Source organism: Streptomyces sp. NPDC049687, from assembly GCF_044465285.1.
Taxonomy (GTDB): domain Bacteria; phylum Actinomycetota; class Actinomycetes; order Streptomycetales; family Streptomycetaceae; genus Streptomyces.
Genome location: NZ_JBITLN010000002.1, coordinates 145,304 through 168,744 on the forward strand (window position 1 = coordinate 145,304; position 23,441 = coordinate 168,744).

Here is a 23,441-nt window from a genome sequence, read left to right on the forward strand (position 1 = left end):
AAAGCCAACCTCCCTCATGCGCAAGGGTATTGGACGACAGTGCGGCTACCGGCGCCGGGCACGGCCGTGCGAATCTTGTGCGTCGGCCGGTGTAAGAAGCCGGTGCCCAGAACGGAGACGCACATGCACGGCGACAGTCGCGACGGGTCGGTACCCGGCCACCGCGGGAAGACCCCCAGCAGACGAGGGTTCCTCACAGTGGCCGGCGCGGCCGCGGTCGGTACGGCCGGATTCGGTTGGGCCGCCTTCGCGGGCACGGACACGCCGCCGCGGACTTTCCGCTCGCAGGAGGACATCGACCGCCGCACGCGGGACGTCGCGCAGGTCCTCGACGGCGCCGATCCGACGGCCGTCGCGGCCTGGATCACCGGCACGGGCACCGCACCCGACGGACTCGGCACGGAGATGGACACCCAGGTGAACGCTCTGGCCGACGCGGCGGCGACCGGCACGGGCACCGGCCGCGACGTCGTCGTCGTTTCCCGGGTCCGCACCGCGGCGACGCAGCGCACCATATGGGACCGCAAGTACGGTTTCCTGCGCACCGGTTCGGGCGGCGCCGGCACCTTCGGCATCATCACCGACGAGATACGCGCCAAGTACTCCACCCAGCTGGGTGCGGACCCGCAGTGGGACCCGGACAAGGACAGCCACCGCGACGTGTGGTTCTCGCTGACCTCCGAGGAACGTCAGATCGAGATACTCCGGACGTCGACGGCTCCTGGTGTCTCGCGCCACCATCTGGGCTCCGACGCGGACTTCTTCGACACGACACCGCAGGACTGGACGGACGCCGGCCCGGAGGCCGCCAACTACCGGTGGCTGCGCACGAACACGGCCCAGTACGGCTTCCTCCAGACGTATACGGCGGAGTCGGCAACCGACAAACCGGCGATCAGCGAGGAACGCTGGCACTGGTCCTACGCGCCGGTCTCCGAGGCGGTCCTGGACTACGTCCGCGCCCACCAGGACGTCGTCGCCGACGCACTGGACAACCTGTGGAGCTACGACCCGGCGCGCTACACCTACATCAAGGCCAACTGGCGCGACTACATGTTCCACGTGAACGAGACGGCCTACTTCGGCTGAACGGGGGCGTGACCCAGGCAGCCGGGGGACGGACGGGCCGTCGTTCGAGTCGTCATCATCGGGAGGATCCCGGGTAGGGCGGTCGGTATGCCTTTGTGTGCCGATGCCTCGCCTTCGTGGGAATGCCTGCCGTCGCCCCGGGGGAGGGCCCGTGGGTGAGATCCTGGCCCTGGCCTCCGCGCTCTGTTTCGGTGTGACCCACTTCGCCAACGGGCTCGTCTCCCGGCGGATCGACGGCATCACCGTGGCCCTCCACGCCCAACTCGCCGGAAGCGCGGTCGCGGTGGTGCTGGCCCTGTCGTCCTCCGGTGGGGCCGCGACGGCGGGCGACCACTGGTTCGGGGCGCTCTCCGGCGTCGGTACGGGCGTCGGGGTCGCGTTTTTGTACCGGGCCATGTCCCAGGGGCAGATGAGCGTGGTCGTCCCGGTCAGCGACGTGGGCGCCGTCGCGCTTCCGGTTCTCGTGGGGGTGGCCTTCCTGGGCGAACGCCCGGCCGCCGTCGCCTGGATCGGCATCGTGGCCGCCGTCCCGGCCCTCTGGCTGGTCTCGCAGGCGTCGGGACCGGGGGCGGGCCGGGCCGGCGGGCCGCCGGTGACCGCGGGAGTCCCGGCCGCGCTGGTCGCGAGCGCCGGTTTCGGCGTGCAGTTCCTCGCCATGGCTCAGGTGGGAGCGGACGGCGGCCTGTGGCCGGTGGTCGTCAGCCGGGTCGTCTCCGTCCTGGTGATCGCCGTGGTGCTCGTCGGGTTCCGGTCCCCGGCGACGATGCCCGGACGGCCGGCGGCCGTGACCGCCGCGGCCGGTGCGGTCGGAACGGTCGCCATCATCCTGTTCCTCGCCGCCACCCGGCACCAGCTGATGGCTGTGGCCACCGTCCTGTCGGCGCTCTACCCGGCCATCCCCGTGCTGTTGGCGCTGGTGTTCCTGCACGAGCGGCTCACCCGGTGGCAGACCGCCGGGCTGGTGTGCGCGGCCGCCGCCATCGCGCTCATCGCCCTGCGCTGAACTCGGCGGCGCGGCCGCCGGAGAGTCCGGCGGCCACGTCGGAGGGGCGGGTCACGGACCCGTGTACGTCATGACGTGCTTGACGCGTGTGTAGTCCTCCAGCCCGTACGCCGACAGGTCCTTGCCGTAGCCGGACTGTTTGAAGCCGCCGTGGGGCATCTCGGCGGCCGTGGGCATGTGGCAGTTGATCCAGACGATGCCGGCGTCGATGCGCTGTGCCAGGGTCACGGCGCGGCGGTGGTCACGCGTCCACACCGACGAGGCGAGTCCATAGCGCACGTCGTTGGCCATGCGCAGCGCCTCCTCGTCGTCGGCGGACGCCTGCACGGTGAGGACGGGCCCGAAGATCTCCTCCTGGACGGCCTCGTCGTCCTGGCGCAGTCCCGTGACCACCGTGGCCTCGTGGAAGAAACCCTCGCCGGGCAGCGCCGACCCTCCGGCGACGGTACGGGCGTGCTCGGGCAGCCGTTCCAGACAGCCCCGGACCCGGTCACGCTGTGCCGCGCTGTTGAGCGGGCCGAAGTAGGCGCTGGGATCGTCGGGCGGCCCCGGTGTCAGCTCCTTCACCTCATGAACCAGGTGCTCCACGAACGCGTCGTGCACCGAGGCGTCGACGATGATCCGGCACGCCGACGCGCAGTCCTGTCCCGCGTTGAAAAGGCCCGCCTCCGCGATGCCCCGCGCGGCCTGCGGCAGGTCGGCGTCGGCGGCCACCACCACGGGCGCCTTGCCGCCCAGTTCCAGGTGGACGCGTTTGACGTCGGCGGACGCGGCGGAGGCCACGTCGGTGCCCGCGCGGACGCTGCCGGTGACCGACACCATGTCCGGACCGGGATGCCGTACCAGCCGGCGCCCGGTCTCCCGGTTTCCGCAGACCACGTTGAGGACGCCCGGCGGCAGGAAACCGGCCGCCAGCTCGGCCAGCATCAGCGTGGTCACGGGGGTGGTGTCCGAGGGCTTGAGCACCACGGTGTTGCCGGCCGCGACGGCGGGGGCGAACTTCCACACCGCCATCATCAGCGGGTAGTTCCAGGGGGTCACCTGGGCGCAGACGCCGACCGGCTCACGGCGGATCGACGAGGTGTGGCCGGGCAGGTACTCCCCGGTGGCCCTGCCCTCCAGCATGCGGGCGGCTCCCGCGAAGAACCTGATCTGGTCCGTCATGGGGCCCATTTCCTCGCTCGCGATGAGGTGCAGGGGCTTGCCCGTGTGCACCGCCTCGGCCGCCGCGAACTCGTCGGCCCGCTCCTCGAGGGCGTCCGCGATCCTCAGCAGGGCACGTTGCCGCTCGCCGGGCGGGGTGAGGCGCCAGCGCTCGAAGGCGTCCTGGGCTGAGCGTACGGCCGCGTCGATGTCGGCGTCGCCGGACACGGGGGCCGTCCCGGCGGGGCGGCCGGTGGCCGGGTTCACCAGGGTGACGGTCTCCTCGGCGCGAGCCGGACGGCGGGCTCCCGCGATGAAGTTGCCCAGGGGTTCGCCGAGGTTCACCGCGCCTCCCCCACGGGCGTGAAGTCCCGGGAGGCGATGTACGGCGGCCGGGGCGCGGGCGCGGCGTACGGCGGCCCGAGCGTGTTGCCGACGCTGTTGTAGACGAGGAAGACGTTGGAGCGCGGGTAGGGCGTGATGTTGCCGTTCGAGCCGTGCATGCAGTTGGAGTCGAAGAAGGTCGCGGATCCGGGCGGCCCGGTGAACTGGTCGATGCCTCCGCCCTGTTCGGCGAGGTCGCGCACCGCGCCCCGGTCCGGCATGCCGACGGTGGCGGAGTGGGTGCGCAGCGAGGTGCGGTGGTGGTCGGGCGGGGTGCGGCCGACACAGGGCACGAAGGTGCGGTGCGAACCCGGGATGATCAGGAGACTGCCGTTGTACGGGAAGTTCTCGGTCAGGGCGATGGACACGCTCAGCGCGCGAGGCTGCGGCATGCCGTCCTCGGCGTGCCAGGTCTCGAAGTCGGAGTGCCAGTAGAACGGCCCGCCGGTGAATCCCGGCTTGTAGTTGACCCTGCTCTGGTGCACGTAGACCTCGGAGCCGAGGATCTGGCGGGCCACGTCCGCGAGGCGCGGATCCGCGGCCAGCCGGGCGAACACCGGGCTGATGCGGTGCACTTCGAAGACGGAGCGGACCTCCTGGGAGGCCTCCTCCACGACGGTGCGCTCGTCGGCGCGCAGGGCGGGTTCGGCGGCGAGGCGTGCGGCCTCCTGCCGGAAGTCCTCCACCTCGTGCGGACTGAACAGCGGGTGCGGGCCGTGGTGGTGGCCGCGGTCGGCGAAGGCCTCGAACTCGCCGGGTTCGAGGGGGCCGTTCGCCGGGTCGCCCCACGCCACGGGATCGTGCCGAGGGACGAGGCCTCCGGGTTCCGGGAGCCGGGTGGGGTAGTGATCAGTCAGTGTGGTGGTCATGGTGCTCTGTGCCTTTCGGGGTGCGGTCGTCGGGCAGGTGGTCGTGGCACGAGTCGGCTCGGCAGGAGTCCGGCGCGGGCAGGTCCAGGGCGGGGTTCCCGTCGAAGAAGCCGTTCGGCCGGAGCGTGAAACCCGTGGACACCACCGGCATCGCCGGCCAGTCCTCGGGCCGTACGACGTGGTGCTCGCCGAAGGTGTGCCACAGCACGATGTCGGCGTCGGCCGTGGGCCGGTCGGCCCGTACGTACTCGGGCAGGCCCGCGTCGCCCGGGTGCTGGTTGGGGTAGTCGCCGGCGGCGTACATCTGGGTGGGGTCGTGTGCCGTGACCCAGAGATGGCCGTAGCAGAAGCGGGCCCGGTGCCAGGCCTGGCTGCCCCGGGGCTGCATGGGCAGCAGGCCGGAGGAGGGGACCAGCTTGTAACCGACCGGCTCGCCGAGGCCGTTGCGCCGGTCCGGGTTGACGATGTTCCAGAAGCGGCCGGTGGCGGCCTGTGCGAGGCGCTGCTGGGCCTGCGACTCCGAGGCGAGCAGGCGGGGTTCGGTGCGCCAGGCGTTGGCGTGCGGGTTGTGTTCGTCCACCGGGAGCGGCACCGAGTCGACCTCGTACACGGAGTTGCGCGGTCCGTCGACGGCCATGTCCAGGCGCATGGAGAAGAAGTGCTGGTGGTGGGGGCCGTAGAGGCCGGGTGCGACCGCCGTGCCGTAGGGCGGGCAGGGGCCGGTGAAGGCCCCGGTCGAGATCATCCCGGTGAGTTTGACCTCGAAGCCGATGGTGCCGTCCAGGTACAGGTACCAGAAGTATCCGTACTGGTAGTTGCCGAGGACGGCGAAGGAGGAGATGACGAGTCGGCGCTGGCGCCGGGTGACGACCCTGCCGGTGCGGAAGTCCGTGTGCTTCCACGCGATGTTCATGTCTTCCTCGTGCATGCAGATCGCGTGGGGCAGCGTGACCGGCAGGCCGTCCTGGTCGTGCACGACGGCGTCGAAGTAGTGGATCTCGCCGAGGCAGTCGCAGCCGAGTTCCAGGGCGTTGACCATGAAGCCCGCGCCGTACTCGCCCTCGTCGAAGGCGTTCTTGTGGTAATGGGTGAAGCCGGGGTCGCCGTACGGCGTGTACATCTCGGCGAGGGAGGCACGGTGCACGACCGACCGGACCCGGCCCTTGTCCTCGTAGCCGAGCTGGTGCAGGACGAGTCCCTCGCGGACGGTGAAGCCCAGGCGCAGACGCCACTTCTGCCAGCGGACGGCGTACCCGTCGACGGTGAAGCTCGGTCCCTCGGGCTGGGTGATGTCGATGGGTTTCAGATCGGTGCGCTCCCGCACGACGGACGGCCAGTTGCCGTCCTCGCGGCGCTCGGCGGGGTCGTAGTTCCCGCAGAGCGGCGGCAGCGGCACCACGCCCCGGTCCATGACGTCCAGGACCTCCAGGGAGTCCAGGTCCACCAGCGCCATGAGGTTCTCGACGGGGCGGGCGTAGCCGTTGTCGGTGGGATGGGCGCGGACGAAGGTGAGGGCGTACGACAGCCGCTGTCCCGGGCGGTCCTCGTGCTCGCCGGTGTGGCCGGTCGGCCAGGCGTCGATCATGGCGAGGGAGAAGTCGGTGACACCGCGCCGGCGCATGGCGTCCTGCCAGCGGGCGTCCGCGCGGACCGCGGCGTCGCACTGCTCGAACTCCTCCTCGGTGATGGCGGTCTGGGCACCGGGGCAGTCGCGCCAGAGGGTGACCTCCTCGGTGTCCAGGCGAACCACCGCCTCGTAGGTGCGGCGGTGCCGGCGGTCACGCAGAACGACGAACACCTCGCGCGGCGGGTGGTGTTCGGGGTCGTAGTCCGTCAGCCGCTCCTTGTCCGGCTCCTTGAGCGACATCATGACGAAACGGACGTCCGCCGTGAGTCCGCGCCGGGACTTCAGCAGCGCGGAGGCCAGCCGGATCTCGTCGGCGGTCAGTGGCTCCAGCGGATGCTTCGTCAGCGCGGTTGCCGTGGCGGGGGCGATGCTCACCGGGGCCTCCTGGACAGCTGGGCGGCGGGGGTTCGGGGCGGAGTGTGCCGGGGCGGGGCAGCCCGCAGCAGGTCGTGCCGCAGGGCCTGCAGGACGAGTGGGCGGCCCGCGTCCAGGTAGAAGTGGCCGCCGGGGAAGCGCCGTTGGCGCACGGCGGGGGCGCGGGTCAGCTGGCTCCAGTCGTCGAGGCTTCGCTGGACGAGGGTCATGTCGTCGGAGCCGGCGTAGACGGCGATGGGTATGGGCAGGGGGAGCCCGCCGCGGCGGTGCCGGTAGGTCTCGGCCGCGGTGAAGTCGGCGCGGAGAGCCGGCAGCATGAGGCGCAGCAGTTCCTTTTCCTCGCGGATGTCCGGTGGAGTGCCGCCGAGCCGGATGACCTCGGCCAGGAAGGCGTCGTCCGGCAGGCCGTGGCAGGGGCGGGCCGGGGTGGTGAGGCGGTGCGGGGGCTCGCTGCCCGAGACGACGAGCATCGCCGGAGGCCTGCCCCGGTGCAGCAGGACGCGGGCGGTCTCGTAGGCGGTGATGGCGCCCAGGCTGTGGCCGAACAGGGCGTACGGCCGGTCGTCGGCCGCGTGGTCCAGGAGGTCCAGGAGTTCGTCGGCGCAGCCGCGGGCGAGCGCCGTCACGCTCGTGCCGGGCGGTTCGGCGTAGCGCCCGTCGCGCCCCGGCAGTCGCACGGGGTGCACGTCGATGTCCGGGGCCAGGGCGGTGCTCCAGGGGCGGTAGGTGCCCGAACCGGCCCCGGCGTGCGGGAAGCAGAACAGGTGGATCCGGGTGCCGGCGGGCCATTCGTGCGCCGGGGTGCGGGGTTGTCCGTCAGGCATCGGGGTGGTCGCCTTCCGTTGCGTGCGCTGCGTTCTTGACGAGGTCCCGGACCGTGGGGGACGCGAGGAAGTGCTCCAGGCGGACGTCGAGGCCGTGTTCGGTGCGGGCCCGCGAGACGAACCGGGCGGCGTGCAGGGAACTGCCGCCCGCGGCGAAGAAGTCGTCGGCCGCGTCCAGCCGATCCCGGCCGAGCAGCCGGCCCGCGAGTTCGGTGAGGGCGTCCTCCAGGGCGTCCGGCCGGCCGCCGGCCGCCACGGCTCCGTCGGGGCCGTGGGGCACGGGCCGCAGGGGCGGCAGAGCGGCGTAGTCGGTCTTCCCGTTGCCGGTGACGGGCAGCATGGGCAGGAAACCGAAGGCCGTGGGAACCATGTAGGCGGGCAGCGTGCGGCGCAGGTGCCGGGTCAGGTCGGCGGTGTCCGCGGGAGTGCCGTCCGCCGCGACGACATGGGCCTCGATACGGTCCTCCACGGCACGGACGGCCGCCGCGCGGACCGCGGGGTGCCGTTCGAGCGCGTGCTGGATCTCGCCGAGTTCGACACGATGACCGCGGATCTTCACCTGGCGGTCGGTCCGGCCGAGGAAGTGCAGGACCCCCTCTCGGTCCATGCGTACGAGGTCGCCGGTCCGGTACATGCGGGCGTCGGGCCGGTCGGTGAAGGGATCGGGCAGGAAACGCCGCGCGGTCAGGTCGGGGCGCCGGCGGTAGCCGCGGGCCACGCCGGCCCCGCCGACGTAGAGCTCCCCCGGCCGCCCGGGCGGCACGACATCGCCGTTCTCGTCCAGGACGTGGACCCCGACGTTGGCCAGCGGAGTCCCGATCGGCACCGGGCCGTCTCCGGCACCGGGGTCGCAGCGCCAGGACGTGACGTCGATGGTGCACTCGCTGGGGCCGTAGAAGTTGTGCAGCTCCGCCGGGAGTCCCAGGGCGTGGAACCGTTCGACCAGCCGCGGCGGCAGGGTTTCGCCGCCGCAGAACAGGTAGCGCAGGCCGGTCACGTCGGCGAGGGCCGGGTCGTCCTCGTCCAGCAGGACGTCCAGCAGCGAGGGGACGCAGGCCAGCACGGTGACGCCGGTGTCCCGCATCAGGGTGAGCATCCGGTGCGGGTCGCGCGGCGCTCCGGGCGGGGGGACGACGAGCGTGGCCCCGGAGATCAGCGGGGCGAAGATCTCCCACACGGAGATGTCGAAGCCCAGGGAGGTGTGGTGGAGCACCGCGTCCGAGGGGTGCAGGGGAAACGTGGCGGCGTCCCAGTACAGCCGGTTGGTCAGATTGCGGTGCTCGACCTCGACTCCTTTGGGGCTACCGGTGGAGCCCGACGTGTAGAGGACGTACACGAGCGAGTCGGGGGCCGCCGGCCGCTTCCCGTCCCGCGCCTGCGCCCGTGCCGGGGACCGGGCCAGGTCCGGCAGGGTGGTCACCGGCGCCCGCAGCGGCGGCAGTCCGTCGAGCAGCCGGGCCTCGCTCAGGACGAGGGCGGTATCCGCGTCCTCGGTCATGAATGCGGTGCGCTCCGGTGGCAGGGCGGGATCGAGCGGCAGATAGGCGGCACCCGCCTTGAGGACGGCGAGGATGGCCGTGACCGCCCGAGGGCCGTGTTCCATGTGCAGGCCCACCAGGTCGTCGGAGGCGATGCCGCGGTGGCGCAGTGCTGCGGCGAGGTGTTCGGCGTCCGCGTCGAGCCGCGCGTAGGTGAGGTCGCCGTCAGGGCTGCGGACGGCGATCGCCCCGGGGTGGCGGGCCGCGGCCAGTTCGACCAGCTCGTGCACACACCGGCCGACCGGGTAGGGGACCTCGTTGTCGCGTACGCGCGCCGGTTCCCGCAGCCGGGCCAGCCGACGACGGGCGGCCCGGTGCAGGTCGGCTTCTTCGCCCGGACCGGGCCGCGCCGCGGGCCGCCATGTCGGCCGTCCGTGATGGTGCGGCCCCCAGCGGGCTGTTTCCGTCAGCAGACGGCGGTGGCAGGCGGCGACGGGACTGCCGTCGTACAGGCCGAACGTGCCGTGGACGTGCACGGCGTGGCGGACACAGTCGTTCAGCAGCGCGGTGATCGCGTCCGTCAGCGCCAGCGCGTCGGCCAGCGCGCGCCCGGCCCGCTCGGGCGTGATGTCCTGGCCATGGGCGTCGAGCTCGCGCAGCCGGGCGAGGTTCGCCAGCCGCAGCCCTTCCAGACGCGCCCGCTGGGCTGCCAGGGGGAAGGCGACGGCCTGGTATGAGCCGATCGGGCGGCCGAACTGCACCCGTCGGCGGGCGCGGTCGACGGCCTTGGTGAGCGCGGCGCGGGCCAGACCCAGCCGATGGGCGTTGCGCAGCAGCGCGCACGCCGCCCACAGCGGACCGGCGGGCACGCCCACCAGGCCGGGGTGGAGGGTGCCGGGCTCGTCCGTGGCCACGTCCATGAGCAGGTCGCCCGGGGTCGGGTGGGGGGTTGCCGTGGCCGGCCGCCAGCCGGTCACGGTGTTCAGCGGTCCGGTGGCCGACGTTGCGGTGGTGGGTGTCTCGGCGTTCGGTGGGCCGGCGGTGGGTACTTCGGGGTCTGGCGGGCCGGCGGCGGGTGCTCCGGGGTCTGGCGGGCCGTCCGGTGCTCCGGCGGTCGGCGTTCCCGCCATGGGCGTTCGCGCGGTGCGCGCTCCCCCGGTCGGGCTCCCCGCCGTGAGCCCTCGCACGGTCGTCGTCCCCGCGGTCGGTGTTCGCTCGGCCGGCAGAAGGACCACATCCGGCTGTTCCTGGGTGAACAGCGCCGGTCCGTCGGTTCCGGTGCCCCTGCCGTCGGCGCCCGGCCCGGGCACGACCACGCCCACGCCGTGCGCGCCCGTGCGGATCTCCCGGGCCAGATCGGGCGCCGTGCGGGTGAGCAGCGGAAGCGCCACCAGGATGTCCAGGGGGTCGCTCGGGCCCTGGGCGAGGCCCAGTTGCTCGGCGAGAGCGGCGGCATCGGCGACCGTCAGCCCCAGGCCCCCTTCGTCGACCGGGAGACAGGAGTTGTTCCAGCCGTCCCGTGCCAGCGCGCGCCGTACGTCGGTGACGTCGGCGGGGTCGCACGAGCCGAGGGTGGTGGTGAAGTCCCGGATCAGATGCTGCTGCCAGTCGGTGTGACGAGCCATGTCAGACCTGCTCCTCCCACGGGTCGCCGCCGTCCAGCAGGTCGGTGACCACGGTCGACAACTGCATTTCCGAGGTGCCGGCGGCGAGCGTCAGCCCGGGTGCCTCGCGGACGGCCACCATGAGGTCCGGAAACGCGGGAGATCCCTGCGGGCCGAGCAAATCCCAGGCCAGCCGGGCGACTCGCTGGGCGAGTTCGCTGCTCCACCACTTGGCAGCGGCGGCGGCAGCCGCGCCGAGACGCCCGTCCGCGAGGTCGGCCACGGCCTCCCAGCCCAGCAGGCGTGCCGAGGTCACCTCGGCGTCCAGCCGGGGCAGTTCGCCCTCCCCGCCGGCACCGGCCGGGTCATCGCGTGCGTCCAGCGCCCGGGCCAGCTGATCCAGCCAGCGGCGGGCCCGCCCGGCGAAGCAGATGCCGGTGCGTTCCAGCCCCAGGGCCTGGGTGAGCATCGACCAGCCCGCGCCCGGTGACCCGATCAGCGCCTCCTCGTCCACTTCGGCGCCGTCGAGATGGACGGTGAAGAACCGCTCCGGGTTGACGGTCGCCAACGCTTCGACGCGCACCGCGGGGTGGTCCAGGGGCACGACGAACAGGGCGGTGGCCGCGTAGGCGTTGTCACCGCCTCCGGCGACTCGCGCGGCGCAGATGCCGTACCGGGCGTCCTCCGTCGTGGCGTTCCAGGTCTTGGTGCCGCTCAGCCGCCAGCCGCCCGCCGTGCGTTCGGCACGCGTGGCCATGCCGCCGAGGTCACTGCCGGCGTCGGGTTCGGTGTACAGCACGGAAAAGGTGACCCGGCCCGCGGCCATGTCCGGGCAGTAGCGGCGGCGCTGCCGTTCCGTGCCGAACGACAGCAGCGTGGCGCCGGCGTTGTCGATGGTGTTCACCCGGGCGCTGTCGGGGACGCCGAGCAGGGCGAGTTCCTCGGCCACGACGGCGGTGGCGTGCACACCGGCGCCGCGACCGCCGTATTCGGGCGGCCAGTGCGGGGCGAGGAGGCCACGGGCGCCCAGCTCCCGGTAGGTCAGCCGAGGGGGCGGACACTCCTTGTGCGGCGGAGTTCTCCATATGCCGTGCAGTTCTTCGCGTAATTCCGGCCCTGTCAGCAGCTGCCGTACTTCTTCACGTAAATCGGAGTCCTCAACCAAGGGAAGTGAACCGTGCACGAGAATCCCAACTCGATCAGCGTCGCGTCATTGTTCTTTTCCTCCGCTCAACGGCGGAGAGGCCGGCTGCGGCGTGCGGTACGGCGCCCGAGGCGATCACGTCGGCGACCGTCGAGCCGTCCTGCCTTTTCCTCAGTGTGGGGAGGTCGGCAGACCCTCTGTCAAGGGCCGTGCGCCCTTTCCCGAAAGAGCAGTCACCCGCCGTTCCCCGCCCGTGGATTTCAAACCCGCGACTTTGCGTCGCCTTTCCGAATCGGCCGCCACAGACAATCAGACGCCTTCACACAACCTTCAGAAGCGGCAGATCGGAGCAGGTCGCCGCCCCATTCGGAGATGAGTCCCCGGCTTTTCGCACGACCGTCGCAATCATTCGGGACGGCAGGTCGTTGACGCACGCACATAGTTTTCCCTACGTTGGCCCCACGGCACCGCTTCCACGACCGGGGTCATGCACTGATTGGTTTCCGCGTGTCTTCGTCATCAGGCCCCGGTCCGACTCCCTATTCCCAGGAGCGGCCATGAGGCGTTCTCCTGCTCTCTTCGACGACCGGCATCCGAGTCAGCGCTCACCCACCGGCGGACTGGCGTCAAAACCAGTTCGATTACCGGGCCTGGCGGCCCTGCGGGACACCTATGTCGACAACGAGGTCGGTGTCCTGCGCCGGGTGCTCACGCACCGCCCGGGAGCCGAGTTGAGCCGGCTCGGTCCCGGCAACTGCCACGACCTCCTCTTCGACGACCTGCCCTGGGCGGAGCGCGCCCAGGCGGAACACGACGACTTCACCCGGCTGTTGCGGGGTCACGGGGTCGAAGTGGTGGAACTCGAATCGCTGGTGGCAGCCGCCCTGGCGGAACCCGGCGTCGGCCGGCGGCCGGTGCGAGCGGTGGCGGGCGCGCAGCGGCTCGGCCCGCTGGTCGCCGCGGCGGTGGACGACATGTGCCACGGGGTGCCCGCCCACGATCGGGCCCGGCTGCTGCTGTCGGGGATCACCGTGCGTGAACTGGCGGCCGAGCATCCGCACGCCGTCGCGGCCTCGCTCGGCACCCTGACTCTCTCTCCCGACTCGTTCGTGCTGCCGCCGCTGGTCAACGCTCTCTTCGTCCGGGACAGCAGCAGCTGGCTGGGACGGCGCCACACCGTCCACCGCATGGCCGGCGCGGTGCGGCGGGCCGAGGGCCTGCTGCTGGGGGCGGCTGCCCGCGCAGCCGGAGCAAGGCCACTGGCCGGCCCCGACGGAGAGGGCCCGCACGAACCCGTGGAAGGCGGCGACGTCCTGCTCGCGGGACCGGGTTGTGTCGTCGTCGGCGTCGGTGAACGCACCACGCCCGCGGGGGCGGAGCAACTGGCCCGTGCGCTGCTCTCCTCGGGCCAGGCCCGGCACGTGTTCGCCGTTCTGCTCCCCCGGGCCCGCCAGTGCATGCACCTCGACACGGTGCTGACCATGGTCGACGGGGACACCTTTCTGGCCAGCGGCCCCCATCTGCAGGCGTGCCGGTGGTTCGCGCTGCGACTCGACCGGGACGGCGCGGTCAGGGCCGAGAGCATCGACGATCCCCTCACCCGCCTGGCCAAGTCCCTCGGGCTGCCCGCCCTGCGGCTGATCGCGGCGGGCGGCGACCGCACCGGTGTCGCCGAGCAACGCGAGCAGTGGAGTGACGCCGCGAATGTGCTGGCCGTCCGACCGCGCACGGTCATCGCCTACGACCGAAACGTCGTCGCCAACGAGTATCTGAGCGCCGCCGGTATCGAGGTCCTGACGACACCCAGCGCCGAACTGGTGCGGGGCAGAGGCGGTCCGCACTGCCTGTCCTGCCCCCTGCTCCGTGACCCGTTGGACTCCTGACCCGGCGCCGCTCCCGCAGATCGCGTTCCCGTTCCTGTCACCCTCTGCCCTCCCCATCCCCATCTCCATCCCACCGTCCCGTTCCGAGGAGGAACTCCATGACGACGTACGACCAACCCAACCGCACCCTCGCCGACCAGGCCGAGCAGCAGAAGGACCAGGTCAGGTCCGTCTATCGCCGGGTGGCCGAGGAGTACGACGAGCGCATCCCCGGGCGCGGCCCGTGCGACGAGATGTTCACCACGACCGAGCACCGCTTCCTGCTGGAGAAGATCCGGCCCGGGGAACGCGTTCTGGACATCGGCTGCGGCACCGGCCGCTTCACCGTGCCCATGGCGGAGCGGGGCGCTCAGGTCAGCGGACTGGACATCTCGGGTTCGATGCTGGAAGTGGCGGCCGGCAAGCTCCGCGAACGGGGCCTGACGGCGGAGCTGCGCGAGGGCGACATGGCGCACATGCCCTTCCCGGACGGCTCCTTCGACACCGTCACCAGCATGCTGGCCCTCATGCACCTGCCGCTGGAGGACCGCCCGGCGGTCTTCACCGAGGTGCACCGCGTGCTGCGGCCTGGCGGACGGATGCTGCTCGGGGTGAAGAACGCCCTGTTCGAGGAGATGTTCACCGGTGACCGGTTCGCCTCGGTCGATGTCACGGACGTGGCGGGCAAACAGTTGCTGTTCACCGAGACCCGCAGCGGTGAGGAGTACCTCGCGCCCTGGTACAGCTTCAGCCCCCAGGACCTCACGGCACTGTTCGCCGGTGCCGGGATGACGGTCACCCGGATCCGCGGCAACTCGCCTCTGGCGGCATGGCTGGCGGACGAGGTCCTGCGGGACGCGTCGGTGCGCGCGTTCGTCGACCGGATGGAACGGTTCCTCGCTGAGATCCCGCCCTTCAACCACCTCGGCTACCACTTGCTCGTGGAGGCGGTGAAGCCCGCGGTCTGACACCCAGGAAGAGGGGCAATCGCGAGGGCCGGCACCGGTGTGGCCGGCCCGAAGCGGTGGACGGTTCACCGCGCCCGCCCTGTGGCGTCCCGCGGCACCGCCCCGTCACACCGAGCCGCAGGTCCGGGCCGCGCTCGGTCGCGGCGCGGTGGATGCCGCGACCGCGCTGCCGGAACGCACCCTCGCACGCCTGCGCGCCGGGCCCGAAGGGCTGGGCTCACGACGACGGTCAGTCCTCCGGCACACCCGGTACGTGCGGCGGTACTGGAACGTTCTATATCTCATGACCAGCAGGACTATTGACAGGACGGTGAGGCGGCTGGCGTACTGCTCGGAGGATATAGAACGTTCTAGTCTCCGAGTGTCCGGGGAGAGGAGAGCCGCGATGTACGCACTGGCGGTCTGCGCGGAGATGGTCTTCCGGGAGCTGCCGATCGAGGAACGCGCCCGGCGCCTCCACGGGGCCGGCTTCCAGGTCGAGCTCTGGGACTGGACGAAGCACGACCTCGACGCCCTCGCCCGTACCCCCGCCGACTTCGTCTCCATGACCGGGTACGTGACCGGCAGCCTGACCGATGAGGCCGGCGCCGCCGAGCTGCTGCGCACGGCGGAGGAGTCGCTCAAGGCGGCCGAGCACCTCGGTTGTACCCGGCTGAACCTGCACGGCACCGGTCTGGACGGCCAGGGGCTGCCCGTGGTGCCGGTGCAGGGGGAACCCACCGGTGAGATGTGGATGGCCGCCCAGCGCACCCTGACGCGGATCGCCGAACTCGGTGAGAGCGCCGGCGTCGTCTTCACCCTGGAGAACCTCAACACCGCTGTCGACCATCCCGGCGTGCCGTTCGCGAAGGCCGCCGACACCCTCGCGCTGGTCGCCGCGGTGGACCGGCCGGGGCTGCGGATGAACCTGGACCTGTATCACGCCCAGATCGGCGAGGGGAACCTGATCGAGCTGGTCCGCAGGGCCCACGCCGCGGGACTCGTCGGGGAGATCCAGGTGGCCGACGTGCCGGGCCGTTGCGAGCCCGGCACGGGAGAGATCAACTATCCGGCCGTCGCCCGGACTCTGGCGGAGATCGGCTACGAGGGCACCGTCGCCATGGAGGCGTGGGCCTCCGACGACACGGAGGCCGCCCTGGAGCGCTTCCGGGCCGCCTTCACGCTCTGACAGGAGCGGCCGCGGGACAGCGCGTACGCCGCGCCCCCTCACCACGGCAATCGCCGCAGCTCAGCCGCAAGACACGCGTTACGACGCAGATCACGGAGATGTGCCATGACCTCCCCGCAATCCCTCGCCGTCGGCCTCGTCGGTGCCGGGCGCATGGGCTCGTTCCACGCCGAGACCCTGGCCCGCCGCCTGCCCGGCGTGCGGCTCGCCGCCATCGCCGACCCCGCGCCCGGCGCCGCCAGGGAACTGGCCTCGCGCCTGGACTGCCCCGTGGCGTACACGGAGATCGGGGATCTGCTCGCCGACCCGGAGATCGAGGCGGTCGTGATCGTCACTCCGGCACGCACCCACGCGGGACTGGTCGAGGCGGCGGCGCGGGCCGGCAAGGCGGTCTTCTGCGAGAAGCCGATGGCCGTCACCCTCGACGAGGCCGACCGCGCCATCGCCGCCGCGCGTGAGGCGGGCGTGGCCCTCCAGGTGGGCTTCAACCGCCGCTTCGACGCGGGCTTCCGCGCCGCCCACGAGAAGATCACCGCCGGTGCCGTCGGCACCCCGCAGCTGCTGCGGTCCCTCACCCGGGACCCCAAGCTGCACGACCCCTCGCGCATCCCGCCCTGGACGATCTTCCTCGAGACACTCATCCACGACTTCGACGCCCTGCGCTACCTGAACCCCGGATCCGAGCCAGTGGAGGTCTTCTCGATGGCCGACGCCCTGGTCCGGCCCGACTTCAAGGACCGGGGGCTGCTCGACACCGCCGTGGTGACGATCCGTTTCGACAACGGCGCCATCGCCACCGCGGAGGCCAACTTCGAGGCGGTGTACGGCTATGACGTCCGCGGCGAGGTCAAGGGCTCGGAGGGCATGCTCACCCTGGGCGATCTGCGCCGCACCCATGTGACGGCGTACGGCCCGGCCGGCGCCGCCGCCGAGTGCGTCACGTACGACCAGGACCTCTTCCATCCGGCCTACGTCGCCGAGCTGGCCGCATTCACCGACAGCGTCCGCAGCGGACGTACGCCGGCGGTCACCGGTGAGGACGCGCGGGCCGCGCTCGGGATGGCACTCGCCGCGATCGGTTCGGTCGTCACCGGAGGGGCCGTCCGGGTGGGTGACGTCCGGCAGAGCCCCGGGTATCGGGAGCCCGCGGTGGCGCGCTGAACCTCCGCGACGCGAGAGTGGAACGTTCTATGATCAGGCGCCCAGGAGACGATCCCGACCAGGGAGGACAGGTTGCCACCGACCCCGGCGGTCCCCGGCGGAAAGCGGCCGACGCTCGCCGACGTGGCGGCGCGGGCGGGCGTGTCCACGGCGCTGGTCTCCATCGTGATGCGCGGCGCGAAAGGCGCGAGCGCCGTCACCCGTGAACGCGTCCAGGAGGCCGCGCGGGAGATCGGTTACCGTCCGGACACCCGGGCGCGGCTGCTGCGCAGTCACCGTTCCCACCTGCTCGGGGTGCAGTTCGGCCTCAAGCATCCTTTCCACTCCGACCTGCTGGAGGGCATCTACGCGGCGGCCGAACCGTCCGGGTACCAGATCGCGCTGAGTGCCGTGACCGGCGAGCGCGGCGAGCAGCGTGCCGTCGAGTCCCTGCTTGCCGACCGTTGTGAGGCGCTGATCCTCCTCGGGCCGCAGGCCCCCGCCTCACGGCTGACGGAGCTCGCCGGACAACTGCCGGTCGTTTCCGTGGCCCGCCGGCTGCGGCCGTCCGTGGCGGGCCTGGAGGTCGTACGGACCGCCGACGACGAGGGCGCCCGGCAGGCGGTGGACCATCTCGTCGCCCTGGGCCACCGCGCCATCGTCCACATCGACGGCGGCAGGGCACCGGGCGCGGCCGACCGGCGGCGCGGCTACCGCACCGCCATGAACCGCCACGGGCTCGGCGGACACATCCGCGTCCTCCCCGGCGGGCTGAGCGAGGAGGAAGGTGCCGCGGCCGCCCGGACCCTGGTGACGGCCGGCCCGCGCCCCAGTGCGGTACTGGCCTTCAACGACCGCTGCGCTACCGGCGTTCTGGACATCTTCCTCCGCTCCGGCGTCGCGGTTCCGGGCGACATCTCCGTCGTCGGCTTCGACGACAGCCATCTGGCACGCCTCGCCCACATCGACCTCACCACGGTCGGGCAGGACGTCTCCCGCCTCGCCGGGCTCGCCGTCGGCCGTGCCGTCGCCCGCCTCGAAGGCGACGAGACCCCGGCCGGGGAACACGTGATCGCCCCCCGCCTCGTCGTGCGGGGAACGACCGCCCCGCCCCGTCGGGTCACGGGGTGAAGGAGGAGGGCGGCTTTCGGGCGGCGACGGCGCCGCGCAGCCGGTGGTGGGCGGCGGGCGGAGCTCCCGCGGTCTGGAGCGCCTCGCGCAGGGCGCCCGCGACGGGGGGCACGTCCAGTACGCGGGGCCGGGCAAGGGGGGCCTCGGCGGCCAGGCGGGACCGGATGTGGTCCCGGAGCAGTACCTGGTCGTTCTGCAGGGTGCCGCCGCCCAGGACCACCGGGGTCGGGGTGCGCAGGAGCCGCAGTCGGCGCAGGAGCGCGGTCACCATGGCGACGATCTCGTCGCCGAGGCGTTCCACGATGCCCCGGGCCACGGCGTCGCCGTCCGCGGCCGTCGCGAAGACCAGGGGTGCCAGGCCGTGCAGGGCGGTCATCGGTATGTCGCCGCTGCTGACGGCCAACGCGACGGACTCGACGCTGTGCAGGGCGAAGTGGCCCGGCAGGTCCTGACGCAGCCGGGTGGCCGGGCCGCGTCCGTCGCCGGCGCGGACGGCGGCGCCCAGGCCCGCGCGGGCCACGGCCAGTCCCCCGCCCCAGTCCCCGGTGATGTCGCCGAGGGAGAGGAAGCGGGCCGAGCGGCCCCCCGGGTGGACCGCCGCCGCGTTGATGCCGGCGCCCGACACCACCGCCACTCCCCAGCCGTCCGGTGCGCCGGCCCTCAGCACGGCGAGCGTGTCGTTGTGCACGAGGGTCCGCTGGGCCACGCCCAGCCGGGTCAGCTCCCGTCGCGCGGCCCGCTCCTGGGCCCGGCGGTCGACGTTGGCGAGGAAGTACGCGCCGACCGACACCGGGGTCGTGTCGGGCAGGCCGGCTTCCGCCAGCGCCTGCCGGCCCAGGCGGGCAAGGTGTCCGGTGGTGCTCTCCATGCCCTCGGTGTGCGGCCGGGTGCCTTCCCCGCGTACCCAGGACAGCAGGCGTCCGTCGGTGTCCGCGAGGACGAGGTCGGTCTTGGAGTTGCCTCCGTCGACGCCCACGACGAGGTCAGGCATCGGCCACCTCGCCGGCGAAGAACCGCGGCAGATGGCGGCGGTTGGCCTCCAGCAGCGCGTCGAGAAGCGCGTCGGCCCGTGCCCATTCGCGCACGAGCGGATTGGCCATGAGGGCGCGCCGGGCCACCGTGCGGTCCCCGGTCAGGGCCGCCTCGACGGTGAGGGTCTCGTACGCGGTGACCGCCTGGACGAGCCCGAGCATCTCGGGCGGCAGGGGCGGCACGGGGACGGGGTGCGGCCCGGCGGTGCCGACGTGGGCCGGTACCTCGACCACGGCCTCGTCCGGCAGGCCGGGCAGCACCCCGTCGTTGCGTACGTTCACGTAGTGGTGGGCGCCGTCGCCGGTGAGCAGGCTGGTGACCAGGGCGACCGCGGCCTCGCTGTAGTAGGCACCGCCCCGCTGTTCCAGCAGGTCGGGTTTGCGGTCCAGGGCGGGGTCCGCGTACAGGGCCAGCAACTCCCTTTCGATGCCGAGGACTTGCTCGGCGCGGTGCGATCCGGCCTGCTGAGCCCGGATCTCGTCGTCCGTGCAGTAGAAGTAGTGGAGGTAGTACGAGGGGAGGGCCCCGAGGTCGCGCAGCGCCCCGGCGGGGACTCGGAGCTGCGCGGCGAGTTCGCCGAGCGCGTCACCGCTCAGGAGTTCCGGCAGGCGGTCCACGCCGTCGACGGTGACCGAGCGGATCCAGGACAGATGGTTGAGGCCCGCGTGGCCGAGCCGTACGCGGTCGGGGTCGGTGCCGAGCCGGGCGGCCAGCTGTCGCTGGAACTTGATCGCGACGTTGCACAGGCCGACCGCGCGATGGCCGGCGTCCAGCAGGGCGCGGGTGACGATGCCGACCGGGTTGGTGAAGTCGATGATCCAGGCGCCGGGACCGGCGCGGCGGCGTACTTCGGTGGCGATGTCGAGCACCACCGGCACGGTGCGCAGGGCCTTGGCGAAGCCGCCGGGGCCGGTGGTCTCCTGGCCGAGCAGGCCGAAGCGGTTCGGGAGGGTCTCGTCCACCAGCCGGGCCGCCTGCCCGCCCACCCGGAGCTGGACGAGCACCGCGGCCGCTCCCCGCGCCGCGGGGGCGAGGTCGGTCGTGGTGGTCAGCCGGCCGGGGAAGCCGTGCCGGGCGAGGATACGGCGGGACAGCCCGCCGATGACGGCGAGGCGGTCGGCGTCGGTGTCGTACAGGACGAGTTCCTCGACCGGCAGCACCTCGGCGCGCCGGGCGAAACCCTCGATCAGCTCGGGTGTGTAGGTACTGCCACCGCCGACAACGGTGATCTTCATCGTGCTCCCATGAATCGGTACGGGGCGCGGGATTCAGCCCTTGACGCCGGTCAGCGCGATGCCCTCGACGAAGACCTTCTGGGCCAGGAAGAACAGCACCAGCACGGGCAGCAGGAACATCAGCGAGGCCGCCATCTGCAGCTGGTAGGCGTTCTGGTGCCCGTTCTTGGCGAGCTGGCTGAGGGCCACCGCGAGGGTCTGGCCGGTGTCGCTGTTCCCGGTGTAGAGCAGCGGGTTGTAGAAGTCGTTCCAGGCGTAGAGGAAGGCGAAGAGGCCCACGGCGGCGATCGCCGGCTTGGCCATGGGGATCAACACCCGCCACAGGATGCGCAGTTCGCCGGCGCCGTCCACCCTGGCCGCCTCGGTGAACTCGTCGGGGATGGTGAGGAAGAACTGGCGCAGCAGGAAGATGCTGAAGGCGTCGCCGAAGAAGGACGGCACGATGAGCGGTTTGAGGGTGCCCACCCAACCCATGTGCGCGTACATGACGTACAGGGGCAGGCTGGTGACCTGGGCCGGGATCATCATCGCGGCGAGGACGACCAGGAAGACGCCCTCACGGCCGCGCCAGCGGAGCCTGGCCAGCGCGTAGGCCACGGGGACCGAGGAGACGACGACGCCGACCGTGGACAGTCCGGCGTACAGCATCGTGTTGAGCAGGTCACGACCGAACGGCATGGCCGAGAAGACCTCGCGGAAGTTGCCGAACTCCCAGGGCGAGGGCCACAGCGAGCCGGTGCCGGCCTGATGCTGGGTCATGAACGCGGTGAGCACGCAGATCGTCAGCGGCAGCAGGAAGCAGAGCGCGATGGCCACGGCGGGCGCGTGCTCGGCGAGCAGGAACAGCAGGCGGCGTGACGAAGGTGATCGGTGTTTCGCCAGGTCCAGGGTGCTCATCGGCCACCGCCCGCGTGGTGCACGAAGCGGCGCGAGGCGCGGATGAACACCACGGTCGCCGCGAAGATGACCAGGAACAGAAGCCAGGCCATGGCGGAGGCGTAACCGGTCTTGAAGTACGAGAAGCCCTGTCGGTACAGCTCCGTCGAGTAGAAGAGCAGCGAGTTGGCGGGGTAGCCGATGAGGTCGTTGCTGGACGACGTGGCGTTGGCGGAGCTGGAGGCCACGAACGCCTCGGTGAAGTACTGGAAGGTGTAGATCATCCCGGTGAGCAGGGCGAAGAAGATGACCGGGGAGATCGCCGGCAGGGTCACGCTGCGGAACTTCTGCAGCGCGCCCGCGCCGTCGAGTTCGGCGGCCTCGTACAGCTCGCGCGGCACGTCGAGCATGGCGGCGGAGAAGATGACCATCACGTTGCCGCCGGCCCACAGCGCCATCATGACGAGGCTGGGCTTGGACCAGGCGGGGTCCGAGAACCATCCGGGCCCGGTGACGCCCACCAGGTCGAGCAGGCGGTTGAGCGGTCCGACCGGGTTGAGCAGCACGATGAACGACAGGGCGGCGGCCACCACCGGCACCATGGACGGGAGGAAGAACAGGGTGCGGTACAGGGCCCTGCCGCGCTTGACGCGGATGATCACCCAGGCGGTGAGCATGGCCCAGGCGGTGCGCAGCGGCACCATGACGACGACCATCCACAGCGTGTTGCGCACGGCCACCCAGAAGGTGTCGGACTGGGTGAACAGGGCGCGGTAGTTGCGCAGCCCGACGAACCGCACCGGCCGGTAGGAGCCGGCCTGGAAGTCGGTGAGGGAGTAGTAGAGCGTGGCGGCCACCGGGTAGAGCACGAAGACGGCGAACCCGAGGACGAACGGGGACAGGAAAGCGAGGACGACCCACCAGCGGGCCCTGCTCGGGCGGCGCCGGATGCCCCGGGCAGGGCGCGCCCGCGCCGTGCCCGGGGTGTCGCCGACGGGGGCGACCACAGCCGTCATCTCTACTGCCCGCTCTCGGAGTTGAGGCCGTCGATCTTCTTGCCGACCTCCGCCAGTCCGCTCGCGGCGTCCGTCACCTTGCCCTGTTCGTAGTCGAGCAGGAAGGCGCGCCAGGTGTCCATGTCCTCGATGCCCGCCGGGGTGAGCGCCTTGTAGGAGGAGTGCGGGTTCTCGAAGATGTCGACGAACGGCTTCCAGTGCGGGTCGTCGCGCTTGTCCCAGGCCTTGAGCGCGGCGAACGTGGTGGGGATGTTGTAGACCGTGTCGGCGAGGGTGTTCAGGAACGTGGTGTCGGTGGTGAGCTGCTGGAGCGCGAAGAACGCCTCCTGCTTGTGCTTCGAGCCGGCGGACAGATAGGCGACGGTGCCGAGGGTGCTGCCCGCGCCGTAGGTGCCGGAGGAGCCGTCCATGACCGGCATGGGCACCACGCCGTAGTCGAAGTCCTTCTTCTCCGAGGCGATCTCGCCGACGTGCCACTCGCCGTCGTACTCCATCGCGGCGGCGCCGGTCAGCAGCGGGTTGCCCGCGTCGTCCGCGTGCGGCTGGTAACGGCCCACGAACTTCTGGACGTTCGCCTTGCCGTAGTAGGCGATGAGATCCTGGTCCCAGGTGAGCAGTTGCTGCCACTTGGGGTCGGAGGCGAAGGTCGTCCTGCCGTCCTTGCCGTAGAAGTCGGTGCCGCTGTGCGCTCCGACGAAGAGGTACCGGTTGACGTCGTAGTCGGAGCGGGGGACGAAGCCGTAGGTCTTGATGGAGCCGTCCGCGTTCTTGACGGTGAGCTCCTTGGCGTCGGCGGTCAGTTCGGCGAGGGTCGTGGGGGGCTTGGTGATGCCGGCCGCGGCGAACATCTTCTTGTTGTAGTAGAGCGCGAAGGCATCGGTGAGCAGCGGCAGCGCGCACTGCTTGCTCTGGTGGCGGGTGTAGACGAGGGTCGCGGCCGGGAAGGTCTTGGCGGTGTCGATGCCGGCCGAGGACAGGTACGGGCCGATGTCGGCGACCGTGCCGTTGTAACAGAACTTCGCCACGTTGTCGGGCGTGGAGCTGATGAAGACGTCGGGCGGGTTGCCCGCGGCGACTGCCTTGGCGTAGGCGGCGTCGTCCTTGTTGGGCACGAACTTCACGGTCAGCCACGGGTACTTGGTGTGCAGCCGGTTCAGGGTCGCCTTGAACGCCGCGACCTCGTTGGGGAGGTGGTTGAACGTCCAGACCGTGACGGTGGTGGCCTGGTGCGAGGCACCCGGCGAGATGGCGGACTCGGGCTGTGAGTCGGCGGGCCCGGTGGACGTACAGCCGGCCAGCAGCAGGCCGGCGGCCGTGACGGCCACGGCCCCGGTGATAGGTTTGAACACTGATCGTCCTTCCTCGGAGAGGGCATTTCCTGGGTGACGGATCGGTCGTCGGTCGATCGGGCGCGGCAACGCCCGGCGACCTCTGGCGGCGACGCTGTCCGGCAAGACGGCGTCGCCGCGGTGT

18 protein-coding genes are annotated in these 23,441 nt (G+C 71.8%); 7 read left to right on the forward strand and 11 right to left on the reverse strand.

The features are described from left to right. The first annotated feature begins 123 nt into the window (after positions 1-123). Positions 124-1,089 (forward strand): D-alanyl-D-alanine carboxypeptidase family protein, encoded by a 966-nt coding sequence (locus ACIBVL_RS05950; protein WP_399092487.1) that lies wholly within the window; start codon positions 124-126, stop codon positions 1,087-1,089. Between the two features lie 151 nt (positions 1,090-1,240). Further along, a complete protein-coding gene (locus ACIBVL_RS05955) occupies positions 1,241-2,092 on the forward strand; it encodes an EamA family transporter (protein ID WP_399092490.1) in 852 nt (283 codons plus the stop codon). 51 nt (positions 2,093-2,143) lie between these two features. On the opposite strand, the gene ACIBVL_RS05960 is transcribed toward ACIBVL_RS05955, so the two are convergent. From ACIBVL_RS05960 to ACIBVL_RS05985, 6 genes are read right to left on the reverse strand one after another with little or no spacing between them, the layout of a single operon-like run. Beyond that, entirely contained in the window at positions 2,144-3,580 is a 1,437-nt protein-coding gene (locus ACIBVL_RS05960; protein ID WP_399092493.1) for a gamma-aminobutyraldehyde dehydrogenase, read from the reverse strand. Continuing rightward, positions 3,577-4,488: an ectoine hydroxylase gene (thpD, locus tag ACIBVL_RS05965; RefSeq protein WP_399092496.1), complete on the reverse strand. Its 912-nt coding sequence runs from the start codon at positions 4,486-4,488 to the stop codon at positions 3,577-3,579. The genes ACIBVL_RS05960 and thpD overlap by 4 nt, the downstream gene beginning before the upstream one ends. Continuing rightward, positions 4,469-6,490, reverse strand: a complete 2,022-nt coding sequence (locus tag ACIBVL_RS05970) for a primary-amine oxidase (RefSeq protein ID WP_399092499.1) — start codon at positions 6,488-6,490, stop codon at positions 4,469-4,471. Before ACIBVL_RS05970 ends, thpD begins: the two co-directional genes overlap by 20 nt. Beyond that, entirely contained in the window at positions 6,487-7,314 is an 828-nt protein-coding gene (locus ACIBVL_RS05975) for a thioesterase II family protein (RefSeq protein ID WP_399092502.1), read from the reverse strand. The genes ACIBVL_RS05970 and ACIBVL_RS05975 overlap by 4 nt, the downstream gene beginning before the upstream one ends. Continuing rightward, positions 7,307-10,417: an amino acid adenylation domain-containing protein gene (locus ACIBVL_RS05980; RefSeq protein ID WP_399092505.1), complete on the reverse strand. Its 3,111-nt coding sequence runs from the start codon at positions 10,415-10,417 to the stop codon at positions 7,307-7,309. Before ACIBVL_RS05980 ends, ACIBVL_RS05975 begins: the two co-directional genes overlap by 8 nt. A gap of 1 nt (position 10,418) precedes the next feature. Then, positions 10,419-11,561, reverse strand: a complete 1,143-nt coding sequence (locus tag ACIBVL_RS05985; RefSeq protein WP_399092509.1) for an acyl-CoA dehydrogenase family protein — start codon at positions 11,559-11,561, stop codon at positions 10,419-10,421. A 536-nt stretch (positions 11,562-12,097) separates the two neighbouring features. Here ACIBVL_RS05985 and ACIBVL_RS05990 point away from each other — a divergent pair. The 5 genes from ACIBVL_RS05990 (at position 12,098) to ACIBVL_RS06010 (ending at position 17,809) form a co-directional block, all read left to right on the forward strand. Then, positions 12,098-13,423: an arginine deiminase family protein gene (locus ACIBVL_RS05990; RefSeq protein ID WP_399092512.1), complete on the forward strand. Its 1,326-nt coding sequence runs from the start codon at positions 12,098-12,100 to the stop codon at positions 13,421-13,423. A 98-nt stretch (positions 13,424-13,521) separates the two neighbouring features. Continuing rightward, positions 13,522-14,370, forward strand: a complete 849-nt coding sequence (locus ACIBVL_RS05995; protein WP_399092515.1) for a class I SAM-dependent methyltransferase — start codon at positions 13,522-13,524, stop codon at positions 14,368-14,370. Between the two features lie 385 nt (positions 14,371-14,755). Beyond that, the gene (locus tag ACIBVL_RS06000; RefSeq protein ID WP_399092518.1) at positions 14,756-15,538 is read left to right on the forward strand and encodes a TIM barrel protein; all 783 of its coding nucleotides are present in this window, start codon (positions 14,756-14,758) and stop codon (positions 15,536-15,538) included. A gap of 105 nt (positions 15,539-15,643) precedes the next feature. Then, complete coding sequence (locus ACIBVL_RS06005; RefSeq protein WP_399092521.1) at positions 15,644-16,699, forward strand: Gfo/Idh/MocA family oxidoreductase; 1,056 nt, start codon at positions 15,644-15,646, stop codon at positions 16,697-16,699. A gap of 72 nt (positions 16,700-16,771) precedes the next feature. Beyond that, a complete protein-coding gene (locus ACIBVL_RS06010; RefSeq protein ID WP_399092524.1) occupies positions 16,772-17,809 on the forward strand; it encodes a LacI family DNA-binding transcriptional regulator in 1,038 nt (345 codons plus the stop codon). Here the strand turns inward: ACIBVL_RS06010 and ACIBVL_RS06015 are convergent. From ACIBVL_RS06015 to ACIBVL_RS06035, 5 genes are read right to left on the reverse strand one after another with little or no spacing between them, the layout of a single operon-like run. Next, positions 17,799-18,800 carry an N-acetylglucosamine kinase gene (locus ACIBVL_RS06015; protein WP_399092527.1) on the reverse strand — a complete coding sequence of 334 codons (1,002 nt, stop codon included), beginning with the start codon at positions 18,798-18,800 and terminating at the stop codon, positions 17,799-17,801. The two genes, ACIBVL_RS06010 and ACIBVL_RS06015, sit on opposite strands and share 11 nt — an antisense overlap. Then, positions 18,793-20,076: a 6-phospho-beta-glucosidase gene (locus tag ACIBVL_RS06020; protein ID WP_399092530.1), complete on the reverse strand. Its 1,284-nt coding sequence runs from the start codon at positions 20,074-20,076 to the stop codon at positions 18,793-18,795. Before ACIBVL_RS06020 ends, ACIBVL_RS06015 begins: the two co-directional genes overlap by 8 nt. A gap of 33 nt (positions 20,077-20,109) precedes the next feature. Beyond that, entirely contained in the window at positions 20,110-20,973 is an 864-nt protein-coding gene (locus ACIBVL_RS06025) for a carbohydrate ABC transporter permease (protein ID WP_399092533.1), read from the reverse strand. Next, positions 20,970-21,968: a carbohydrate ABC transporter permease gene (locus ACIBVL_RS06030; RefSeq protein ID WP_399092536.1), complete on the reverse strand. Its 999-nt coding sequence runs from the start codon at positions 21,966-21,968 to the stop codon at positions 20,970-20,972. Before ACIBVL_RS06030 ends, ACIBVL_RS06025 begins: the two co-directional genes overlap by 4 nt. A gap of 2 nt (positions 21,969-21,970) precedes the next feature. Further along, positions 21,971-23,317: an ABC transporter substrate-binding protein gene (locus ACIBVL_RS06035; protein WP_399092539.1), complete on the reverse strand. Its 1,347-nt coding sequence runs from the start codon at positions 23,315-23,317 to the stop codon at positions 21,971-21,973. Positions 23,318-23,441 lie beyond the last annotated feature (124 nt).